The 17,081-nt window shown below is 70.2% G+C and carries 15 protein-coding genes, 1 tRNA gene and 1 pseudogene; 9 read left to right on the top strand and 8 right to left on the bottom strand.

Annotation, left to right across the window (positions count from 1 at the left end; translation table 11 throughout):
- Nucleotides 1-563 precede the first annotated feature (563 nt).
- Nucleotides 564-1,841: a serine--tRNA ligase gene (serS, locus tag ABT078_RS23120; protein WP_351230648.1), complete on the top strand. Its 1,278-nt coding sequence runs from the start codon at nucleotides 564-566 to the stop codon at nucleotides 1,839-1,841.
- Nucleotides 1,838-2,650, top strand: coding sequence for an HAD family hydrolase (locus tag ABT078_RS23115; protein ID WP_351230646.1), 813 nt, complete (start codon nucleotides 1,838-1,840; stop codon nucleotides 2,648-2,650). Before serS ends, ABT078_RS23115 begins: the two co-directional genes overlap by 4 nt.
- 227 nt (nucleotides 2,651-2,877) lie before the next feature.
- Here ABT078_RS23115 and ABT078_RS23110 read toward each other — a convergent pair.
- From ABT078_RS23110 to ABT078_RS23085, 6 genes are all read right to left on the bottom strand, one after another.
- A tRNA-Ser gene (locus ABT078_RS23110) sits at nucleotides 2,878-2,962 on the bottom strand.
- A 263-nt stretch (nucleotides 2,963-3,225) separates the two neighbouring features.
- Complete coding sequence (locus ABT078_RS23105) at nucleotides 3,226-3,465, bottom strand: SGM_3592 family protein (RefSeq protein ID WP_351230644.1); 240 nt, start codon at nucleotides 3,463-3,465, stop codon at nucleotides 3,226-3,228.
- Nucleotides 3,466-3,610: 145 nt separating this feature from the next.
- Nucleotides 3,611-4,330, bottom strand: coding sequence for an ABC transporter permease subunit (locus ABT078_RS23100; protein ID WP_351230642.1), 720 nt, complete (start codon nucleotides 4,328-4,330; stop codon nucleotides 3,611-3,613).
- 14 nt (nucleotides 4,331-4,344) lie between these two features.
- Complete coding sequence (locus tag ABT078_RS23095; RefSeq protein WP_351230640.1) at nucleotides 4,345-5,256, bottom strand: ABC transporter ATP-binding protein; 912 nt, start codon at nucleotides 5,254-5,256, stop codon at nucleotides 4,345-4,347.
- Entirely contained in the window at nucleotides 5,253-6,143 is an 891-nt protein-coding gene (locus ABT078_RS23090) for an ABC transporter permease (RefSeq protein WP_351230638.1), read from the bottom strand. The genes ABT078_RS23095 and ABT078_RS23090 overlap by 4 nt, the downstream gene beginning before the upstream one ends.
- Nucleotides 6,140-7,111 (bottom strand): ABC transporter ATP-binding protein, encoded by a 972-nt coding sequence (locus ABT078_RS23085; protein WP_351230716.1) that lies wholly within the window; start codon nucleotides 7,109-7,111, stop codon nucleotides 6,140-6,142. Before ABT078_RS23085 ends, ABT078_RS23090 begins: the two co-directional genes overlap by 4 nt.
- 242 nt (nucleotides 7,112-7,353) lie before the next feature.
- Between ABT078_RS23085 and ABT078_RS23080 the strand changes: the two genes are divergently transcribed.
- The 7 genes and pseudogenes from ABT078_RS23080 to ABT078_RS23050 all read left to right on the top strand — a co-directional run bounded on the left by ABT078_RS23080 (nucleotide 7,354) and on the right by ABT078_RS23050 (nucleotide 13,985).
- Nucleotides 7,354-8,193 carry a M24 family metallopeptidase gene (locus tag ABT078_RS23080; protein WP_351230636.1) on the top strand — a complete coding sequence of 280 codons (840 nt, stop codon included), beginning with the start codon at nucleotides 7,354-7,356 and terminating at the stop codon, nucleotides 8,191-8,193.
- 118 nt (nucleotides 8,194-8,311) lie between these two features.
- Complete coding sequence (locus tag ABT078_RS23075; RefSeq protein WP_351230634.1) at nucleotides 8,312-10,072, top strand: SDR family oxidoreductase; 1,761 nt, start codon at nucleotides 8,312-8,314, stop codon at nucleotides 10,070-10,072.
- A gap of 117 nt (nucleotides 10,073-10,189) precedes the next feature.
- Nucleotides 10,190-10,330: pseudogene (locus ABT078_RS23070) on the top strand (metal-dependent hydrolase); the annotation flags it as partial.
- A gap of 9 nt (nucleotides 10,331-10,339) precedes the next feature.
- Nucleotides 10,340-11,281 carry a MerR family transcriptional regulator gene (locus ABT078_RS23065; protein WP_351230632.1) on the top strand — a complete coding sequence of 314 codons (942 nt, stop codon included), beginning with the start codon at nucleotides 10,340-10,342 and terminating at the stop codon, nucleotides 11,279-11,281.
- A gap of 184 nt (nucleotides 11,282-11,465) precedes the next feature.
- Nucleotides 11,466-12,008 carry an RNA 2'-phosphotransferase gene (locus ABT078_RS23060; RefSeq protein WP_351230714.1) on the top strand — a complete coding sequence of 181 codons (543 nt, stop codon included), beginning with the start codon at nucleotides 11,466-11,468 and terminating at the stop codon, nucleotides 12,006-12,008.
- A gap of 99 nt (nucleotides 12,009-12,107) precedes the next feature.
- Nucleotides 12,108-13,055: an LLM class flavin-dependent oxidoreductase gene (locus ABT078_RS23055; protein WP_351230630.1), complete on the top strand. Its 948-nt coding sequence runs from the start codon at nucleotides 12,108-12,110 to the stop codon at nucleotides 13,053-13,055.
- A gap of 75 nt (nucleotides 13,056-13,130) precedes the next feature.
- Nucleotides 13,131-13,985 carry a Cof-type HAD-IIB family hydrolase gene (locus ABT078_RS23050; RefSeq protein WP_351230628.1) on the top strand — a complete coding sequence of 285 codons (855 nt, stop codon included), beginning with the start codon at nucleotides 13,131-13,133 and terminating at the stop codon, nucleotides 13,983-13,985.
- 84 nt (nucleotides 13,986-14,069) lie between these two features.
- Here the strand turns inward: ABT078_RS23050 and ABT078_RS23045 are convergent, their stop codons facing one another.
- The gene (locus ABT078_RS23045) at nucleotides 14,070-15,110 is read right to left on the bottom strand and encodes a M23 family metallopeptidase (RefSeq protein ID WP_351230626.1); all 1,041 of its coding nucleotides are present in this window, start codon (nucleotides 15,108-15,110) and stop codon (nucleotides 14,070-14,072) included.
- A gap of 93 nt (nucleotides 15,111-15,203) precedes the next feature.
- Entirely contained in the window at nucleotides 15,204-17,063 is a 1,860-nt protein-coding gene (locus ABT078_RS23040; RefSeq protein ID WP_351230624.1) for a sensor histidine kinase, read from the bottom strand.
- Between the last annotated feature and the right edge of the window lie 18 nt (nucleotides 17,064-17,081).

The following is a 17,081-nucleotide window of genomic DNA, read 5'->3' as shown; positions in this document are numbered from 1 at the left end:
CCTGCGTTTCCTTCGACCGGTTCTGTCCGCGCGATCTTCCCGCTTTTCGTTACCCACAGAAGTTATCCACAGGGCTGCAACTCGACCTGGGGACAAGTCGACAACGTCGATCCACATCGTCGACAAATCGCCCCAGTCGCCTCACATGCGTCCACAGCCCACCCGGTCGCCCGTGTCAGCTCAATTCCTTTGATCAACTCTACGGAGCGACGAATTCCCACTCGAACGAGTGCATGGGCGAGGTTTGAAAGAGGAACCCCCCGCTCCTCATGCGGCTTCCGGAATGATCTCTTCCGTAATCCACAGATGACCGACACACCCTGTGGATAACTCCAGCGGATCATGCGCCCCTGTGGACAACACGCCCCGAGTTCCGCACCCCACAACGGAAATGGGTCAAGCAAGAAGTGAGCCTTGCCCTATTTCGGGGATCGGCATCCCGTTCATTGACCGATGTCGCTCTCGATTTACCGCCGCTTTCCCCAATTCCGACAATTCGGGCAAAGTGACACGCAAGCAATATCAACTGGGGAGGCGGGAGCCCGCACCGGTAGCCTGGTGGGGTGATTGACCTTCGCCTGCTCCGTGAGGACCCCGACCGTGTTCGCGCCTCCCAGCGCGCCCGTGGAGAGGACGTCGCGCTCGTCGACGCCCTGCTCTCCGCCGATGAACGGCGCAGGTCGTCCGGCGTCCGCTTCGACGAACTCCGCTCCGAGCAGAAGTCGCTCGGCAAGCTCATCCCCAAGGCGTCCCCGGACGAGCGGGCCGAGCTGCTGAAGCGGGCCGAGCAGCTGAAGACCGACGTCAAGGCCGCCGAGGCCGAGCAGAACGAGGCCGACGAGGAGACCCGGCGGCTGCTGCTCCAGCTGGGCAACCTGGTCCACCCCGACGTCCCGGTCGGCGGCGAGGAGGACTTCGTCGTCCTGGAGACGCACGGCACGATCCGTGACTTCGGTGCCGAGGGCTTCGAGCCCAAGGACCACCTGGCGCTCGGCGAGGCACTGGGTGCGATCGACGTCGAGCGCGGCGCCAAGGTGTCCGGCTCGCGGTTCTACTACCTGACGGGCGTCGGCGCCCTGCTGGAGCTCGCGCTCGTCAACGCGGCGATCGCGCAGGCGACGGAGGCCGGCCTCATCCCGATGCTGACCCCGGCGCTGGTCCGCCCGCGCGCCATGGAGGGCACGGGCTTCCTCGGCCAGGCCGCGGAGAACGTGTACCACCTGGAGAAGGACGACTTCTATCTCGTCGGCACGTCCGAGGTCCCGCTCGCGGCGTACCACATGGACGAGATCATCGACGCCGACAAGCTGCCGCTGCGGTACGCGGGCTTCTCGCCGTGCTTCCGCCGCGAGGCCGGTACGTACGGCAAGGACACGCGGGGCATCTTCCGCGTCCACCAGTTCGACAAGGTCGAGATGTTCTCGTTCGTCGACCCGGACGACGCCGAGGACGAGCACAAGCGGCTCCTGGACTGGGAGAAGCAGTGGCTGACCAGCCTGGAGCTGCCGTTCCAGGTGATCGATGTGGCGTCCGGCGACCTGGGTGCGTCGGCGTCGCGGAAGTTCGACTGCGAGGCGTGGATCCCGACCCAGGGCAAGTACCGCGAGCTGACGTCGGCGTCGAACTGCGACAGCTTCCAGGCGCGCCGGCTCGCCGTTCGGCAGCGTGACGGAAAGCAGGTCAAGCCGCTCGCGACGCTCAACGGCACGCTGTGCGCCGTACCGCGCACGATCGTGGCCCTCCTGGAGAACCACCAGCTGGCGGACGGTTCCGTGCGGGTTCCCGAGGTGCTGCGTCCGTACCTGGGCGGCCGTGAGGTGCTGGAGCCGGTCACCAAGTGAGTTCGGCCCGGTTTCCGTACCGCCTGATCGCCACGGACCTCGACGGAACGCTGCTGCGCTCCGACGAGACCGTCTCGCAGCGCACGCGCGACGCGCTCGCCGCCGCCACGGCGGCGGGCGCCGCACACATCGTCGTCACGGGGCGTAGCGTCGCATGGACCCGGCACATCCTGGACGACCTGGGCTACGAGGGGCTGGCGGTCTGCGGGCAGGGTGCGCAGGTCTACCACGCGGGCGAGCACAAGCTGCTGACCTCGGTGACCCTGGACCGGCAGCTGGCCGGGCTGGCGCTCGCCAAGCTGGAGGCGGAGGTCGGCCCGCTGGCGCTTGCGGCGAGCCGCGACGGCCTGCACGGCGAGGTCGTCGTCGGCCCCGGCTACCGGGTGCAGGAGAGCCCGCTCCCGGTGGTGCCGTTCGACGACCCGGCGGAACTCCTGTCCGCCCCGCTCAACAAGGTCTACGTCCAGCACCCGTCCCTCGACGACGACGCCCTCACGGCCGTCGCCCGCGAGACGGTCGGCGGCCTGGTGGACGTGGTGATGGCCGGTCCCGGCATCGTCGAGATCCTTCCGCTGGGCCTCAGCAAGGCCACCGGCCTCTCCCTGGCGGCCCGTCGGCTCGGCGTGAAGTCCACCCAGACGATCGCGTTCGGGGACATGCCGAACGACATCCCCATGTTCGCCTGGTCCGCTCACGGCGTGGCCATGGCCAACGCCCACGACGACCTCAAGGCCGTGGCCCAGGAGATCACTGCCTCGAACGAACACGACGGCATCGCGGTGGTGCTGGAGGAGTTGCTGAGCCGCTGAGGCGATCGTGGCCGGTGGTTCCGCCGACGCTCCCTGGTGTCGGAGTCGTGGGAGTCGTGGATGCAGGCAGTCGTTGTCGTGGGCAGTCGTTGATACCGGCAGTCGTTCCGCCGGCCTGGGGCCTCGGACGATGCTCCGGGACGGGGTGGGCGCGATACCCGGTGCCGGGTTCGGTTACGCGGGGCGCTCACCCCGTACACAGGTTCTGCGGCCCGCTCAGGGCCAGGCGGAGGATGCGCGGATCGAACGCGCGCGGGGTTGACCCCGACCACGGCTTAGCAAGCCGGTGCCTTACCTCTCGGCCAATCCTCCGGGAGGGCGGCCCGCGCACATGTGCGCGCTCGAAGCGGCCGCCCGGGCAGCTGTCCGCCGACGGCTCGACGGAGTCCGATGATTACTCCGAAGCCTGCCGCGCGCTGCCCTGCTGGGAGCTCGACGGACTCGTACTCCCGGTCATCGCCGTGCCCCTCCCCGGTCTCGAAACGTCGTCGCACATATGCGCGACACTGTCTCGATTACTGTGCCCGTCCCGGCAGTTCCGCGCCACTGAATATCGGGCGCGGCGCCTTCGGTCGTCAGCTCCGGCGCCGCCAACGCCACCGCCTGCGCGCCCTGCTCCAGAACCACCCCGCCGGCGGCTCGTCGAAGCGCCACGGCTGCGGCTCGGGCGCGGACTTCCGCCAGCGGGCGGCGAGCATCCGGGCCCGCGCGGACGGCTCGGCGGTCTCGGCGGACCGTATGAAGTCCTCGTCGAGGACGAGTTCGTCCCAGGACTCCGCCCCGGGCTCCGGATCCCGTTCCGGCTCGGCGGCCATGGCGTCTCCTCCTCCACCTTCGACCTCCTGCTTCCAGTGTCCCGGCCGGCCCGTCAAGCGGGCGTGAGAACGACGACGGGCCGGGCCGGGAGTGCCCCGGGGCCCGGCCCGCCGGCCGACCGGGGCGAGAGCCCCCGGGGGCCCGCTACTCCTCCCCGGCCAGCTTGAGCGTCCGCAGCTTCTGTCCCGCGTAGCCGGTGGCCAGCACCGTCACGCCGGCCAGCAGCGCCACCGCGAGCGGCAGCCCGACGTCCGAGGCGATCATTCCCTCGCCGCCGATCTTCTCGGCGAGCGCCAGCGACCACTGCTGCACGCTGAGCGTGCGCGCTCCCGGCACCAGGCTGCCGAAGAGGGTCTCCCAGACGAGCGCGTAGACCAGCCCGATCACGACCGCGTGCCGGCTGACGGTGCCGAGCAGCAGGAACAGCGCGCTGTACGCGATCGACGCGACCAGTGCCGCGACCGTGTAGGCCGTGGCGATCTGCTGACCGTTCCCGTTCAGGATCAGTCCGGCCACCAGCGTGGGGATCGCGGAGAAGGCCATCGTCACGGCGATCGCCACGATGAGCTTGGTGATGATGATCGTCGGCCGCTTCACCGGCTTGGCGAGCAGGTAGACGATCGAGCCGTCGTCGATCTCCGGCCCGATCGCGCCCGTACCGGCGATGACACCGATCAGGGGCACCATGGTCGCGATGGCGAAACCGCCGAGCACGTCGGCGGCGATCTGGTCGTCCACCCCGTTGAACGCGCGCACCGAGGCCGCGATGAGCAGGAGCAGCCCCGGGAGGATGAAGAGGACCGCGGCCCGGCGCCGGCCGAGGAGGGCCCGGTAGGTGAGCCGGGCGACTGTTGGGTTGTACACGTCGATGGCTCCTTTCAGGCCGCTACGAGGTACGAGAAGACCGACTCGAGGGATTCGTCCGATGGCGAGACAGTCAGGAGGCGGATGGAGTGCTCGCGGGCGACCTTCGGCAGCAGTTCGGTGAACCGCCCGAAGTCGACCGCCTGGATCCGCAACGCGCCTTCCTGCAGATCCACTTCGATGCCGGCCGTCGACGGGTCGGCGATCAGTGCGGCGGCCAGCGCCCGGTCGTCGCTGGACCGGATGAGATACCGGTGCGGCCGGTCCGTCATCAGCCTGCGGATCCTGCGGAAGTCGCCGCTCGCCGCGTGCCGTCCCGCCACGATCACCTCGATGTGCGAGGCGAGTTGCTCGACCTCCTCCAGGATGTGGGAGGAGAACAGGACCGTGCGGCCCTCGGCGCCCATCCGCCGCAGGAGCTCCATCAGCTGCATCCGCTGGCGCGGGTCCATGCCGTTGAAGGGCTCGTCGAGAAGCAGCACGCTCGGCTCGTGGACGAGCGCGGACGCCATCTTGACGCGCTGGCGCATTCCCTTGCTGTACGTCGCGATCTTGCGGTCCTGCGCGTACTCCATCTCCACGGTGGCCAGCGCGCGCTGGGCGGCCTTGGCGCCGAGTCCGTGGAGTTCGGCGTTGGCGACGACGAATTCCTGTCCCGTCAGGAAGTCGTACATCGCCTCGCGCTCGGGCACGACGCCGATCTGCCGGTACACCGCTTCGTTGCGCCAGATCGGCTGCCCGTCGAGGGTGACGCTGCCCGTGGAGGGGGCGAGAAAACCACCCATCATGTTGATGAGCGTGGACTTGCCGGCCCCGTTGGGGCCGAGGAGTCCGGTGACACCCGGGCCGATGGTCATGGTCACGTCGTTGACGGCGACCACGTTCCCGAACCAGCGCGAGGTGTGGTCGATGTTGATGGTGGTCACAGCCCGACCTTTCGGTAGCGGCGCATCAGCACGGCGTAGGAGCCGAGGACGAGTGCGAGGACGACCAGCAGATAGACCGTGCCGGCACCGGTGTCCGGTCCCTGTCCGCCGGGGAAGGAGGAGGTCGCGCCGAGGAAGGCCGTCTGCACACCGTCGATGAGCGTGATGGGCGAGAAGAGTCCGAGCCACTGCACCGCGCTGCCGGATCCGGTCTCGAGTGCGATCGCCTGGACCGTGGAGACCGCCCCGTAGGTGATGGTCAGGGTGGCGATGACGGCGGCGACGCCGAAGCCGCGGCGCGGGGTGAGCGCGGCCATGACGAGGCCGAGGCCGCCGAAGAGCAGCGAGAGGAGTGCCACCGAGACGAGTCCCTGTGCGAATCCCTTGGTCTGGTCGGAGAAGTCCATCTTCGCCAGCAGCGAGCCGATGTAGAGGATCAGCACCGGTGCGGCGGTGAGGACGAACAGCGCCGAGGCCATGGCCCCGTACTTGGCGAGGACGTAGTCGATGCGCTCGATGGGCCGCGAGAAGTACAGGGGCACGGTCTTGAAGCGCAGGTCCCGGGAGACCGACTGCGGGGCCTGGGCGGCCAGGAAGAGGCCGATCACGGCCTGCGTGACGATCGCGTAGCGCGTGTAGTCGAGCGGCAGGTCCTTCATCTTGGTGGCGACCGCGACGGCGACGATGATCGCCGCGGGCACGCACATCACCGCGAACAGGATCATCGGCAGTACCTTGGACTTGGCGCTGCGGCCCAGTCCGTACGCGCCGCGCAGCGACTGCGAGTAGAGCGAGCGGCGGGCGTAGGACCGGCCGAGGCGGGATCCCTCGTAGTTGCGGTATCCGATGTTGTGGATACGAGTGGTCTCGACAGGCTGCGTGCTCATCGGGCCGGCACCTCCAGGGGCTGTGCGCCTTCCGCCTGCTGGGGCCGGAAGACCTCCGCGATGTGGTGGCGGCGCTGTTCCATCCGTACGAGACCGAGGCCGAGGGCGGCGACGGTGTCACGGACGGTGTCGTAGGTCTCCTCGCCGGTCGCCTCCAGCAGGAGGATGTGGCCGGCTCCCGGCAGCCCTTCCTCGACGCCCGCGTGCAGCGTGATGCCGGCGGCCGTGAGGGCCTCACGGAGTGCCGCCGTCCCGTCGGGGTGGGTGTCGGAGTCGGTGACCTCGACCGCGAGGGTGGTCGTGATCTGGGTGAAGTCGCTGGTGGAGCTGGAGCGCAGCAGCGTGCCGCCGTCCACGACCACCACGTGGTCGCAGGTGCGCTCGAGCTCGCCGAGCAGATGGGAGGTGACCAGGACCGAGATGCCGAAGTCGGTGTACACGCGGCGGATCAGCCCGAGCATCTCGTCGCGGCCGACCGGGTCGAGGCCGTTGGTCGGCTCGTCGAGGAGCACCAGCTGCGGGTCGTGGACGAGTGCCTGCGCGAGCTTGACGCGCTGTTTCATGCCGGTGGAGTAGCCGCCGATGGGGCGGTACCGCTCCTCGTAGAGGCCGACGTGGCGCAGCGTGTCGGCGGTGCGTTCGCGCGCCGCGGTCGGGGGGAGTCCGGACATGCGCGCCATGTGGACGACGAACTCGGTGGCCGAGACATCGGGCGGCAGGCAGTCGTGCTCGGGCATGTAGCCGACGCGCTCGCGGATGGCGGCGCCGGCGGTGGCGACGTCCAGGCCGAGGACCTCGGCCCGGCCTTCCGTGGCGGGGGACAGACCCAGCAGGATCTTGATCAGTGTGGACTTGCCGGCTCCGTTGGCGCCCACGAGTCCGGTCACGCCGGGCCCGATGTCCAAGGAGAGCCGGTCAAGCGCGGTCACCCGGGGGAACCGCTTGCTCAGGCTTTCGGTCACGATCACAGTCACGGTTCGAAGGTAGTGGCGCACACCACAGGCGGCGTCAACCCTGACGGCTGGTTCCGCATCCGACTCCAGTCGTACGGACCCGTAGGGGGGCAAGGCCGGAGGAGGACTCGGCCCGGGGGTTGTCCACAGGCTCGTGCACGACTCTTGACGCAGCCGCCGGGCATTGTCACATTCATCAATGTCAAGTTACGACCACGTACCGCACAGGACGAGGGACGGACGGTGGCATGGCCGGCATGACGTCAGCAGTGAAGACGGAGCGCGAGGCGGAGCTGCGGGGGTTCCGGGATGTGCAACGCCTGGCGTACGAGTGCGCGGAAGCGGTCGCCGCGCAGCTCAAGCCCGGTGTGACCGAGCGCGGTGCGGCGCGGATGCAGCGGGAGTGGCTGCGTGAGCGGGGCGTGCGCGACTGGTTCCATCTGCCCTTCGCCTGGTTCGGGGACCGCACGGCGTTCGTCGGCTTCCGGACACCGCTGCAGTTCTTCCCCACCGACCGCAAGCTGGAGGCGGGGATGCCCTTCATCCTCGACATGGCTCCGGTCCACAGGGGCTTCACGGCCGATGTCGGATATTCGGGCTGCCTGGGCCCCCATCCCGTGCACGACAAGCTGCTCGCCGACCTCCGGGCACACCGCGAGCTGATCCTGCGCGAGGTGCGCGAGCGCCGCTCGCTGCGCGAGATCTACGAGGACGTGGACCGCCTGATGGTCCGGCAGGGGTATGCCAACCGGCATCGCGCGTATCCGTTCGGCGTCATCGCCCACAAGGTCGACCGGGTCAAGCAGCGCTCCTGGTCCCCGACGCTCTTCGGGTTCGGCACACAGTCGCTGAAGGGGCTCGTGAGCGATGCCCTGCACGGCCACCGGGACGGCTGGTCCCCTCTGTGGTCGCCGTACAAGTTCTCCGCCCACCCGCCCCGGCCGGGGCTCTGGGCGGTCGAGCCGCACCTCGGTTTCAGGGGTACGGGCGCCAAGTTCGAGGAGATCCTGGTCGTCACCGACTCCAGGGACCCGGAGCAGAGCGCATTCTGGCTGGACGACGATCTGCCGCACGTGCGGCGCTGGGCGGATTCATGAGCGACGAAGCGCGAGGTCGCCGGGCCGCGGACAGCAGCGATGGCTGCGCCGCTCGGGCGGAGATGGGAGCGCCCCCGGGCCGAAGGCTCCCGGGGAGATCAAGGGTGGAGGGTCAGTGATGGCGTTGCAGGGCGCGCGCGAGCGATGGGTGCGTACGGGCGGAATCAAACTCTGCGTCGCGGAGCTCGGTGACGAGACACAGCCGACGGTGATCCTGGTGCACGGATATCCGGACAGCAAGGAGGTGTGGTCCGAGGTCGCGGCCCGGCTGGCCGAGCGTTTCCACGTCGTGCTGTACGACGTCCGGGGGCACGGCCGCTCCACCGCGCCGGTGCCGCTGCGCGGCGGGTTCACCCTGGAGAAGTTGACGGACGACTTCCTGGCGGTCGCGGACGCGGTCAGCCCGGACCGGCCGGTGCATCTGGTCGGTCACGACTGGGGGTCCGTGCAGTCCTGGGAGTTCGTCACGGTGAAGCGGACCGAGGGCCGCATCGCCTCGTTCACCTCGATGTCCGGGCCGTCGCTCGACCACTTCGGACACTGGATCAAGCAGCGCATGACCCGGCCCACCCCGCGCCGCGTCGGTCAGCTCCTCGGCCAGGGCGCCAAGTCCTGGTACGTGTACATGCTGCACACGCCGGTGCTGCCCGAGCTGGCCTGGCGCGGACCGCTCGGCAAGCAGTGGCCGAGGATCCTCCAGCGACTCGAGAAGGTGCCCGGAAGTGACTACCCGACCGCGTCGCTGCCGTCCGACGCGGCACACGGCGCCTGGCTCTACCGCGACAATGTGCGCGCCCGGCTGCGCCGCCCCCGCTCCGACGCCTACGCCCATGCGCCGGTCCAGCTGATCACCCCGACCGGCGACGCCTTCCTGTCGGAGCGGCTCTATGACGACCTGGGCCGGTGGGCGCCCCAGCTGGTGCGTCGGACGCTGCCGGCCAAGCACTGGGTCCCGCGCACCCGCCCGGACCAGCTGGCCGCATGGATCACGGAGTTCGTGACGGCGTCCGAGGACGGCAGACCGGCCCCCGCGAGTGCGGCGACCGGTCGGTACGCGGAGCGCTTCGGCGGTCAGCTGGTGCTGGTGACGGGTGCGGCCAGCGGCATCGGGCGGGCCACGGCCTTCGCCTTCGCCGAGGCGGGGGCGCGGATCGTCGCCGTGGACCTTGACGCGGAGGGGGCGGCCAGGACCGCGGAGCTGGCGCGGCTGATCGGCGCTCCCGCGGCCTGGGGCGAGTCGGTGGACGTCGGCGACGAGGGGGCGATGGAGAAGCTCGCAGGGAAGGTCGCCGCCGAGTACGGGATCGTGGACGTGCTGGTCAACAATGCGGGGATCGGCCTCTCGGGCTCGTTCCTCGACACCACGAGCGAGGACTGGCGCAGGGTCCTCGACGTCAATCTGTGGGGTGTCATCCACGGCTGCCGGATCTTCGGCAGGCAGATGGCCGAGCGCGGCCAGGGCGGTCACATCGTCAACACCGCATCGGCCGCCGCGTATCAGCCCTCCAGGGCTCTCCCCGCGTACTCGACGTCGAAGGCCGCGGTGCTGATGCTCAGCGAATGCCTGCGGGCGGAGCTGGCCGAGCAGGGGATCGGGGTCTCCGCGATCTGCCCGGGGATCGTGAACACGAGCATCACGGCGACCGCGCGCTTCGCCGGAGTCTCCGACGAGGAGCAGGAGCGCCGGCAGAAGAAGTCGTCCCGGCTGTACGGGCTGCGCAACTATCCGCCGGAGAAGGTCGCCGACGCGATCCTGCGCGCGGTGGTGAAGAACCAGGCGGTGGTGCCCGTGACCCCGGAGGCCCGCGGTGCGCACCTCTTGTCCCGCTTCACCCCCAGGGCCCTGCGGGCGATAGCGCGGATGGAGCCACCGCTGTGAGCGGCCACCATGCGATCACGCCGCGAAGGGTGTCGTTCGACTGGCGCGCAACTCCGCTGCAGGATCCCGGACGAGCCGACCACCAGTCCCCTCCCAGGCAATCACCCGGTATCGGCCGCCGCGACACCTCGATACGTCCGGCGGTCGTACCATCCCTCGCAGGAAGGGTCGCTGCGCCAGGCGGTCGAGTTTCTCGACGTGCCGCCGGCGGGCCGGGCGGCAGCGGAAGCCGTGGGACGCGCCGCCATGGGGCAGTAGGGAGTGATCGTGTCCGGGGAGTCGGCAGCCGAGTACCGGATCGAGGACCTGGCCCATCACAGCGGGGCCACGGTCCGCACGATCCGCGCCTACCAGGACCGCGGACTGCTGCCCAGGCCGGAGCGGCGTGGCCGTGCCAATGTGTACGGGGACGCCCATCTGGCCCGGCTGCGGCAGATCGCCGACCTCCTCGACCGGGGGTACACGCTGGCGTCCATCAAGGAGCTGCTGGAGGCCTGGGACGCGGGGCGCGGGCTCGGCGGGGTGCTCGGGCTGGTCGCCGAGGTCCAGGGGCCCTGGACGGACGAGGAGGCGGACCGGATCACCCGCGCGGAGCTGGACGAGACCTTCGGCGGGAAGCCGGACGAGGAGGCCATCGCCGAGGCGGTGGAGCTCGGCGTGCTGGAGCGCATCCCGGGCCGTGACGACGAGTTCCTGGTTCCGAGTCCCCAGGAGCTCGCGGTGGCGGCCGAGTTGTACGCAGCGGGCGTTCCCCTGCTGGCAATCTCCGTTCATCTGAGGGAACTTCGTGGGCAGGTCGAGCACATAGCTTCCCGTTTCCTGGAGTTCACCACCGAGCATGTCTTCGCCCGCTACCTCGGCCATCGGCCGCCGACGGATGCGGACGCGGCTGAGGCAGCGGCCATGGTGCGGCGGCTGAGACCGCTCGCGCAACAGACGGTCGATGCCGAACTCGCCCGGGCGATGCAGCTGTTCGCGACCAGACACCTGCAGCATCACCTGGGCACGGAGGGGCCGCTCGAGCGCGGCGACGAGCCACGTCCGGTGGCACTGCCGGCGGCCACGATCCGTGCCGTGCACCGGCTGGTTGGCCAGGAGAACGCCGAGACGTTCATCACGGCGGCGACCGAAAGGGAGCTCCAGGCACGGATATTGGACGCACTCGCACCAAGTGCGAAGCAAAGGAGCGATGTTGAACAAATACAGTGAGGGACAGGGAGGTTGTCCACAGGTTCGCCAATTCTATTTGTGGATAACGGACTTGGCTGTGGATCAAACATGTGGATCACTTTCGTCCGGATGAAAACCGCGTGGCGCCGAGCCGACGCCACGGGCACTCTGGGGCATGGACAAAAACGACATGGACGAACACGGCGAAGATCACATGGACGGAATGGACGACAAGCGCACCGTCAAGGTGTCGAAGTACCTCTCGAAGCATCTGAGACATCAGCCCGAGCGGATCGGCATCACCCTGGACGCGAACGGCTGGGTCGCGATCGACGCGCTCATGCGGGCTGCGGCCGCACACGGCTTCCGCTTCACCCGTGCCGAGCTGGACCACGTCGTCGCCGTCAACGACAAGCGTCGCTTCACGATCGACGGCGCCCGGATCCGGGCCAATCAGGGCCACACCGTCACGGTCGACCTCGACCTGCCGGTCGCCGAGCCGCCCGCGTACCTGTACCACGGCACGGTCGCCCGCAGCCTGGACGCCATCCGCACGGAGGGCCTGCGCCCCATGGCCCGCCACCATGTCCATCTCTCACCGGACCGCGAGACCGCGACCCGCGTCGGCGCCCGCCGCGGCCGCCCGGTCGTCCTCTCGGTGGACGCGGGCGCGATGCACCGCGCCGGCCATGTGTTCCATGTCAGCGCCAACGGTGTCTGGCTCACGGACGGGGTCCCCGCGCAGTTCCTGCGCTTCCCCGGCTGACCTGCGGTTCCCCCAGGACTTCCCGGAGTCGTCCCAGCCGGTTCACGCCCTTTCTGCGGCTGGACAGGGCACCGACAGGCCCCCCGTACGCTGGAGGACATGACGTCTCCTCTGCGCCTCAGCACCGTGATCCTTCCCGTGCATCGCTGGAACGAGCGAGGCCGGGCGCTCTGGCAGCGGGCCGAGGAGCTCGGTTTTCACGCCGCGTACACGTACGACCACCTCGCCTGGCGGACCTTCCGCGACGGGCCGTGGTTCGGTGCCGTCCCCACGCTGACCGCCGCCGCCGCGGCCACGGACCGGCTGCGCCTCGGCACGCTCGTGACCTCGCCGAACTTCCGGCACCCGGTCACCCTCGCCAAGGAACTGATCACCCTCGACGACATCTCCGGCGGCCGCATCACCCTCGGCATCGGCGCCGGCGGCAACGGCTTCGACGCGACGACGCTGCTGAGGAGCGACGAGGAGCCCTGGACCCCGCGCGAGCGCGCGGACCGGTTCGGTGAGTTCGTACCGCTGCTGGACAGGCTGCTCCGCGAGCCGGCCGGGACCACGTACGAGGGCCGCTTCTACTCCGCGTCCGAGGCACGGAACGTCCCCGGCTGCGTCCAGCGCCCGCGGCTGCCCTTCGCCGTCGCCGCCACCGGCCCGCGCGGGCTGAAGCTCGCCGCGCAGTACGGGCAGGCGTGGGTGACGACGGGCGACCCGAAGCTGTACGAGACCGGCACCCCGGAGCAGTCGGTCGAGGCCGTCGCCGGGCAGCTCACCAAGCTGGGCAAGGCCTGCGCCGAGGCCGGCCGGGACACGGCCGAGCTCGACAAGATCCTCCTCACCGGCTTCACGCCGGAGTTCAATCCGGCCGTCTCCGCTCCCCGGCAGGGCCGTCCGCTGGACTCCCTCGACGCCTTCGTCGACTTCGCCGGCCGGCACGCGGAGCTCGGCTTCACCGAGATCGTCGTCCACTGGCCCGTCGCGGACTCGGTCTTCGCGGCGGACCAGGAAGTCTTCGAGCGGATCGCGACCGAGAGCCTGGCGCAGCTGGGCTGAGCACGGGCAGCCGGAGGCGCATGCGGATGTGCGCCCGCTCGCACGCCCGTGCGGCAGGTACGGGAGAATGCCTCTGTGACCTCAGCTAACGATCCTCTCCCGCTCCCCGCCACCGTCCGGCTGATCGCCACCGATCTCGACGGCACCCTGCTCCGCGACGACAAGTCCGTCTCGGACCGCACCGTCGCGGCGCTCGCGGCCGCCGAGGAGGCCGGCATCGAGGTCTTCTTCGTCACCGGGCGCCCGGCCCGGTGGATGGACGTCGTCAGCGATCATGTCCACGGTCACGGCCTGGCGATCTGCGCCAACGGCGCCGCAGTCGTCGATCTCCACGACGGCGGCAAGCTGCTCCAGGCACGTCCGCTGGAGCGGAAGACCGCGCTCGATGTGGTCAGGACGCTGCGCGACGCCGCGCCCGGCACGTCGTTCGCGGTCGAGCTGAGCACGGGCATCCACTACGAGCCCGACTACCCGCCGTTCCATCTCGACCCTGGCGCCACCGTCGCCACCGCCGAGAAGCTGCTCCACGAGGAGGGCCCGGACTCCGACGCGCCCGTGCTCAAGCTCCTCGCCCACCACGCGGAGCTGACCCCCGACGGGTTCCTCGCCCTGGCCCGTACGGCCGCGGGCCATCTGGCCTCGTTCACCCGCTCCAGCCCGACCGCGCTGCTGGAGATCAGCGGCCTGGGCGTGTCCAAGGCCTCCACGCTCGCGCTGTGCTGTGCGCAGCGCGGGATCTCGTCGGACGAGGTCGTCGCGTTCGGGGACATGCCCAACGACGTGGAGATGCTGACCTGGGCCGGCACCTCCTACGCGATGGGCAACGCCCACCCCGATGTGATCACCGCCGCCTCCGGGCGGACCGTCGCGAACAACGAGGACGGCGTCGCGGTCGTCATCGAGCAGATCCTGGCGGCGCGCCTCGCGTAGGCCACGCCGGGCCCGGGCCGGGCCGGACCGGGGCCACGCCGGGCCCGGGCCGGGCCGGACCGCGCCAGGGCCCGGGCCGGCCCGCTACAGCCAGACCCCGCGTTCGCGCAGCCAGGGCACCGGATCCACCCCGGACCCGAGATACGGCGTCAGCCGCACCTCGAAGTGCAGATGGGGCCCGGTCGAGTTCCCGGTGGTGCCCGCCTGCCCGACCCACTGGCCGGTTCGCACCCAGTCCCCCTGGTCGACGGTGACCGCGGCGAGGTGCGCGTACTGCGAGTACCAGCCGTTGTCGTGCTCGACGACGACCTGGATGCCGAAACCGCCGCCGCAGGACACGGAGACCACCCGGCCCGCGCCGACCGACCGCACCGGCGTACCGATGGGGACGGCGAAGTCCTGCCCGGTGTGCCGGCGTGCCCAGCGTTCACCCGCGCTGTCGAATCCGGCCGACAGCGCGTAGTCCTCCACGGGTGCCACCCAGTTCGGCCCGTCCGGCAACGGCGGCTCGTCGAGCCGTACCGCTCCGGCGCACTGACCGGCCGCCGCGCTGCGGTTGGCCTCACCCTGGAGCGTCCACTGCGCCGACTCCAGCTTGGTCTCGATGGACTGCTTGAGCCATGCCAGCCGCTCGGTGCGTGCTTCGAGGTCGAGCAAGGCGGCGCGGGCCCGCTCTTCGGCCTGACTCGCCCGGCGCTCCGCCTCCTTGGCCTGGCCGAGCAGCCGGTTCACCGCCAGCTCCGCCTTCCAGGCCAGCTCCCATCCGCGCATCATGACTTCTGGCTCGTCGGCGAGCAGCAGCCTCGCGGTGAGCGCGAGGTTGCCGCCGGTGCGGTACTGGGCGCGGGCGACCTCGCCGATCTTGTCGTGTATGTCGGAGAGTTCACGGCGGTGCTCGGCCAGCCGCCACTGGAGCCGCTCGGTGCGGGCCCGTTCGATCTCCGCGGCGTGCAGGCCGCGCTGATACGACTGGGTGGCCTTCGCCGCCTCCTCGAACAGCCGCGCCACTTCGGCACTCGCCGTGGGCCCGTCGTTGGCGGCGGCCGGTGGCGCGGCAAGGGCCGGCAGCAGGCACAGCAACGACACGATCAGATTCCGTTGCCAGTCGCGGTGTTGGTGACCCATGCTCGGATCGTCACATCCGATTTGCCCCATGTGCCACATATAGATGGTGACGTACGGCCAACCGGACCAGTTCCCCCAGGGCCTGGGAGTCCGTCAGGCTTCCAGCTGATCGCGGCCCCCGGCCGCCACCCCGCGCGGCTCGAGCGGCGCCTCCCAGATCACTGTCGTACCACCGCCGTCCTCCGCGATTCCCGCCTCGCACCAGCTCGATCCGCCGAGCGACTCGGCACGCCGTCGGAGGTTGCGCAGCCCGCTGCGCCGCCCGCCCTGGGGAATACCGACACCGTCGTCGGCGACCGAAAGGCGCACGCCCCGTGCGCCTGAGCCGCCGTCACTGTCCCTGTCACTCAGGCCAGTACCCTCGCCGGATCCGTCACTCTCGCGGGTGGCCCCGCCGGAAGCGTCCCCCAGTCGTACGGTCGCGTCGACGACGACCTCGATACGGGTCGCCTCGGCGTGGCGGAACACGTTGGACAGCGCCTCCCGCAACGCCGCGATCAGGTTCTTGCCCGTCAGCTCCCCGACCATCGAGTCGACCGGCCCGACGAAGCGGTGCGAGGGCTTGAACCCCAGCGGCACGGCCGCCATGTTGATCTCCCTCAACACGCGTGTACGCAGCCCGGACGGCGCTTCCGCCGGACCCTGCTGCAGCGCGAAGATGGCCGTGCGGATCTCCTGGATGGTCACGTCCAGTTCGTCGACCGCCTTGCCGACGCCTTCCTGCACGGCGGGCGCGAGCGACTGCCGCTGCGCGCTCTCCAGCATCATCCCGGTGGCGAACAGCCGCTGGATCACGAGGTCGTGGAGGTCTCGGGCGATACGGTCGCGGTCCTCGTACACGGCGAGCCGCTCCCGGTCCCGCTGCGCCTCGGCCATCATCAGCGCCACCGCGGCCTGCGAGGCGAACTGGGTGGCCAGCGTGCGCTCGGTCTCGGTGAACTGGCGTGCACCACGCGCCCTCGGGGTGGCCAGCGCGCCGAGCACCCTGCCGCCGCTGTGCAGGGGCAGGAGCATGACCGGCCCGTAGTCGCTCACCAGCCGGGTGACGATGCGCGGATCGGTGGCGGCGTCCGCGACGAACACCGCCTCACCGGCGAGGAGCGACGCAACGGCCGGACTCTCGGCGGGCGCGACCGCGCCGAGACGAACGGAGGGCTGCGACGACGAGACGGCGACGATCTCCAGGCCGCCTTCGCCGGCCGGAAGCAGCACGATCCCGGCCGCCGCGTCGGCGAGTTTGCGCGCCTGCTCCGCGACGACGGCGAGCGCGTCGTCCGCGTCACCGCCGGCGAGCAGAGCGGTGGTGACGGCGACCGAGCCGTCGATCCACCGCTCGCGCTGCCGCGCCGCCTCGTACAGCCGGGCGTTGCCGATCGCTATGCCCGCCTCGGTCGCGAGGACCCGAAGCATATGGACGTCGTCGTCGGTGAACTCGCCCCCGCCACGCTTCTCCGCCAGATAGAGATTGCCGAAGATCTCGCCCTGGACCCGGATCGGTACCCCGAGGAACGTCCGCATCGGCGGATGGTCCGGCGGGAATCCCGAGCAGCGCGGGTCCTTCGTCAGATCGGTGAGCCGTATGGACTCGGGCTGGTGCGTCAGCGCGCCGAGGAGCCCCTTCTGCCCGTCGGGCGGGTGCCCGATCCGCCGTGCCACGTCCTCGGGAACGCCGTACGTGACGAAGTCGGACAGGCCCCTGCCCTCCTCGTCGACGACGCCGATGGCGGCGTAGCGGGCGTCCCCGAGCTCCGCTGCGGTGGCGCAGATCCGGTCGAGAGTGGAGCGCAGCTCCAGGCCCGTGCCGATGGAGCGCATCGCTTCGAGCAGCTGGGGGACACGGACGGTGAGCTCGGTGGACAGGCCCTGGAGGCTGCGGGTTGCCTGCGTGGCGGCTTCGATCGGGCCCGAGGGTTCCTCGGGACCCTTCGGCTCCTTCTTCTCCGGGGCTGTCATGCTCTTGAGACTAGTAAG

Source organism: Streptomyces sp. NPDC002133 (genome assembly GCF_040296405.1).
GTDB lineage: Bacteria > Actinomycetota > Actinomycetes > Streptomycetales > Streptomycetaceae > Streptomyces.
The sequence above is the reverse complement of the archived record's forward strand: the minus strand, read 5'-3'. Positions and strand labels throughout refer to the sequence as shown.

Coding starts and splice junctions, on each gene's coding strand:
- ABT078_RS23080 (WP_351230636.1), top strand. CDS start 7,354: ATGACGTCAGCAGTGAAGACGGAGCGCGAGGCGGAGCTGCGGGGGTTC.
- ABT078_RS23040 (WP_351230624.1), bottom strand. CDS start 17,063: ATGACAGCCCCGGAGAAGAAGGAGCCGAAGGGTCCCGAGGAACCCTCG.
- ABT078_RS23090 (WP_351230638.1), bottom strand. CDS start 6,143: ATGAGCACGCAGCCTGTCGAGACCACTCGTATCCACAACATCGGATAC.
- ABT078_RS23075 (WP_351230634.1), top strand. CDS start 8,312: ATGGCGTTGCAGGGCGCGCGCGAGCGATGGGTGCGTACGGGCGGAATC.
- ABT078_RS23055 (WP_351230630.1), top strand. CDS start 12,108: ATGACGTCTCCTCTGCGCCTCAGCACCGTGATCCTTCCCGTGCATCGC.
- ABT078_RS23045 (WP_351230626.1), bottom strand. CDS start 15,110: ATGGGTCACCAACACCGCGACTGGCAACGGAATCTGATCGTGTCGTTG.
- ABT078_RS23060 (WP_351230714.1), top strand. CDS start 11,466: ATGGACGACAAGCGCACCGTCAAGGTGTCGAAGTACCTCTCGAAGCAT.
- ABT078_RS23105 (WP_351230644.1), bottom strand. CDS start 3,465: ATGGCCGCCGAGCCGGAACGGGATCCGGAGCCCGGGGCGGAGTCCTGG.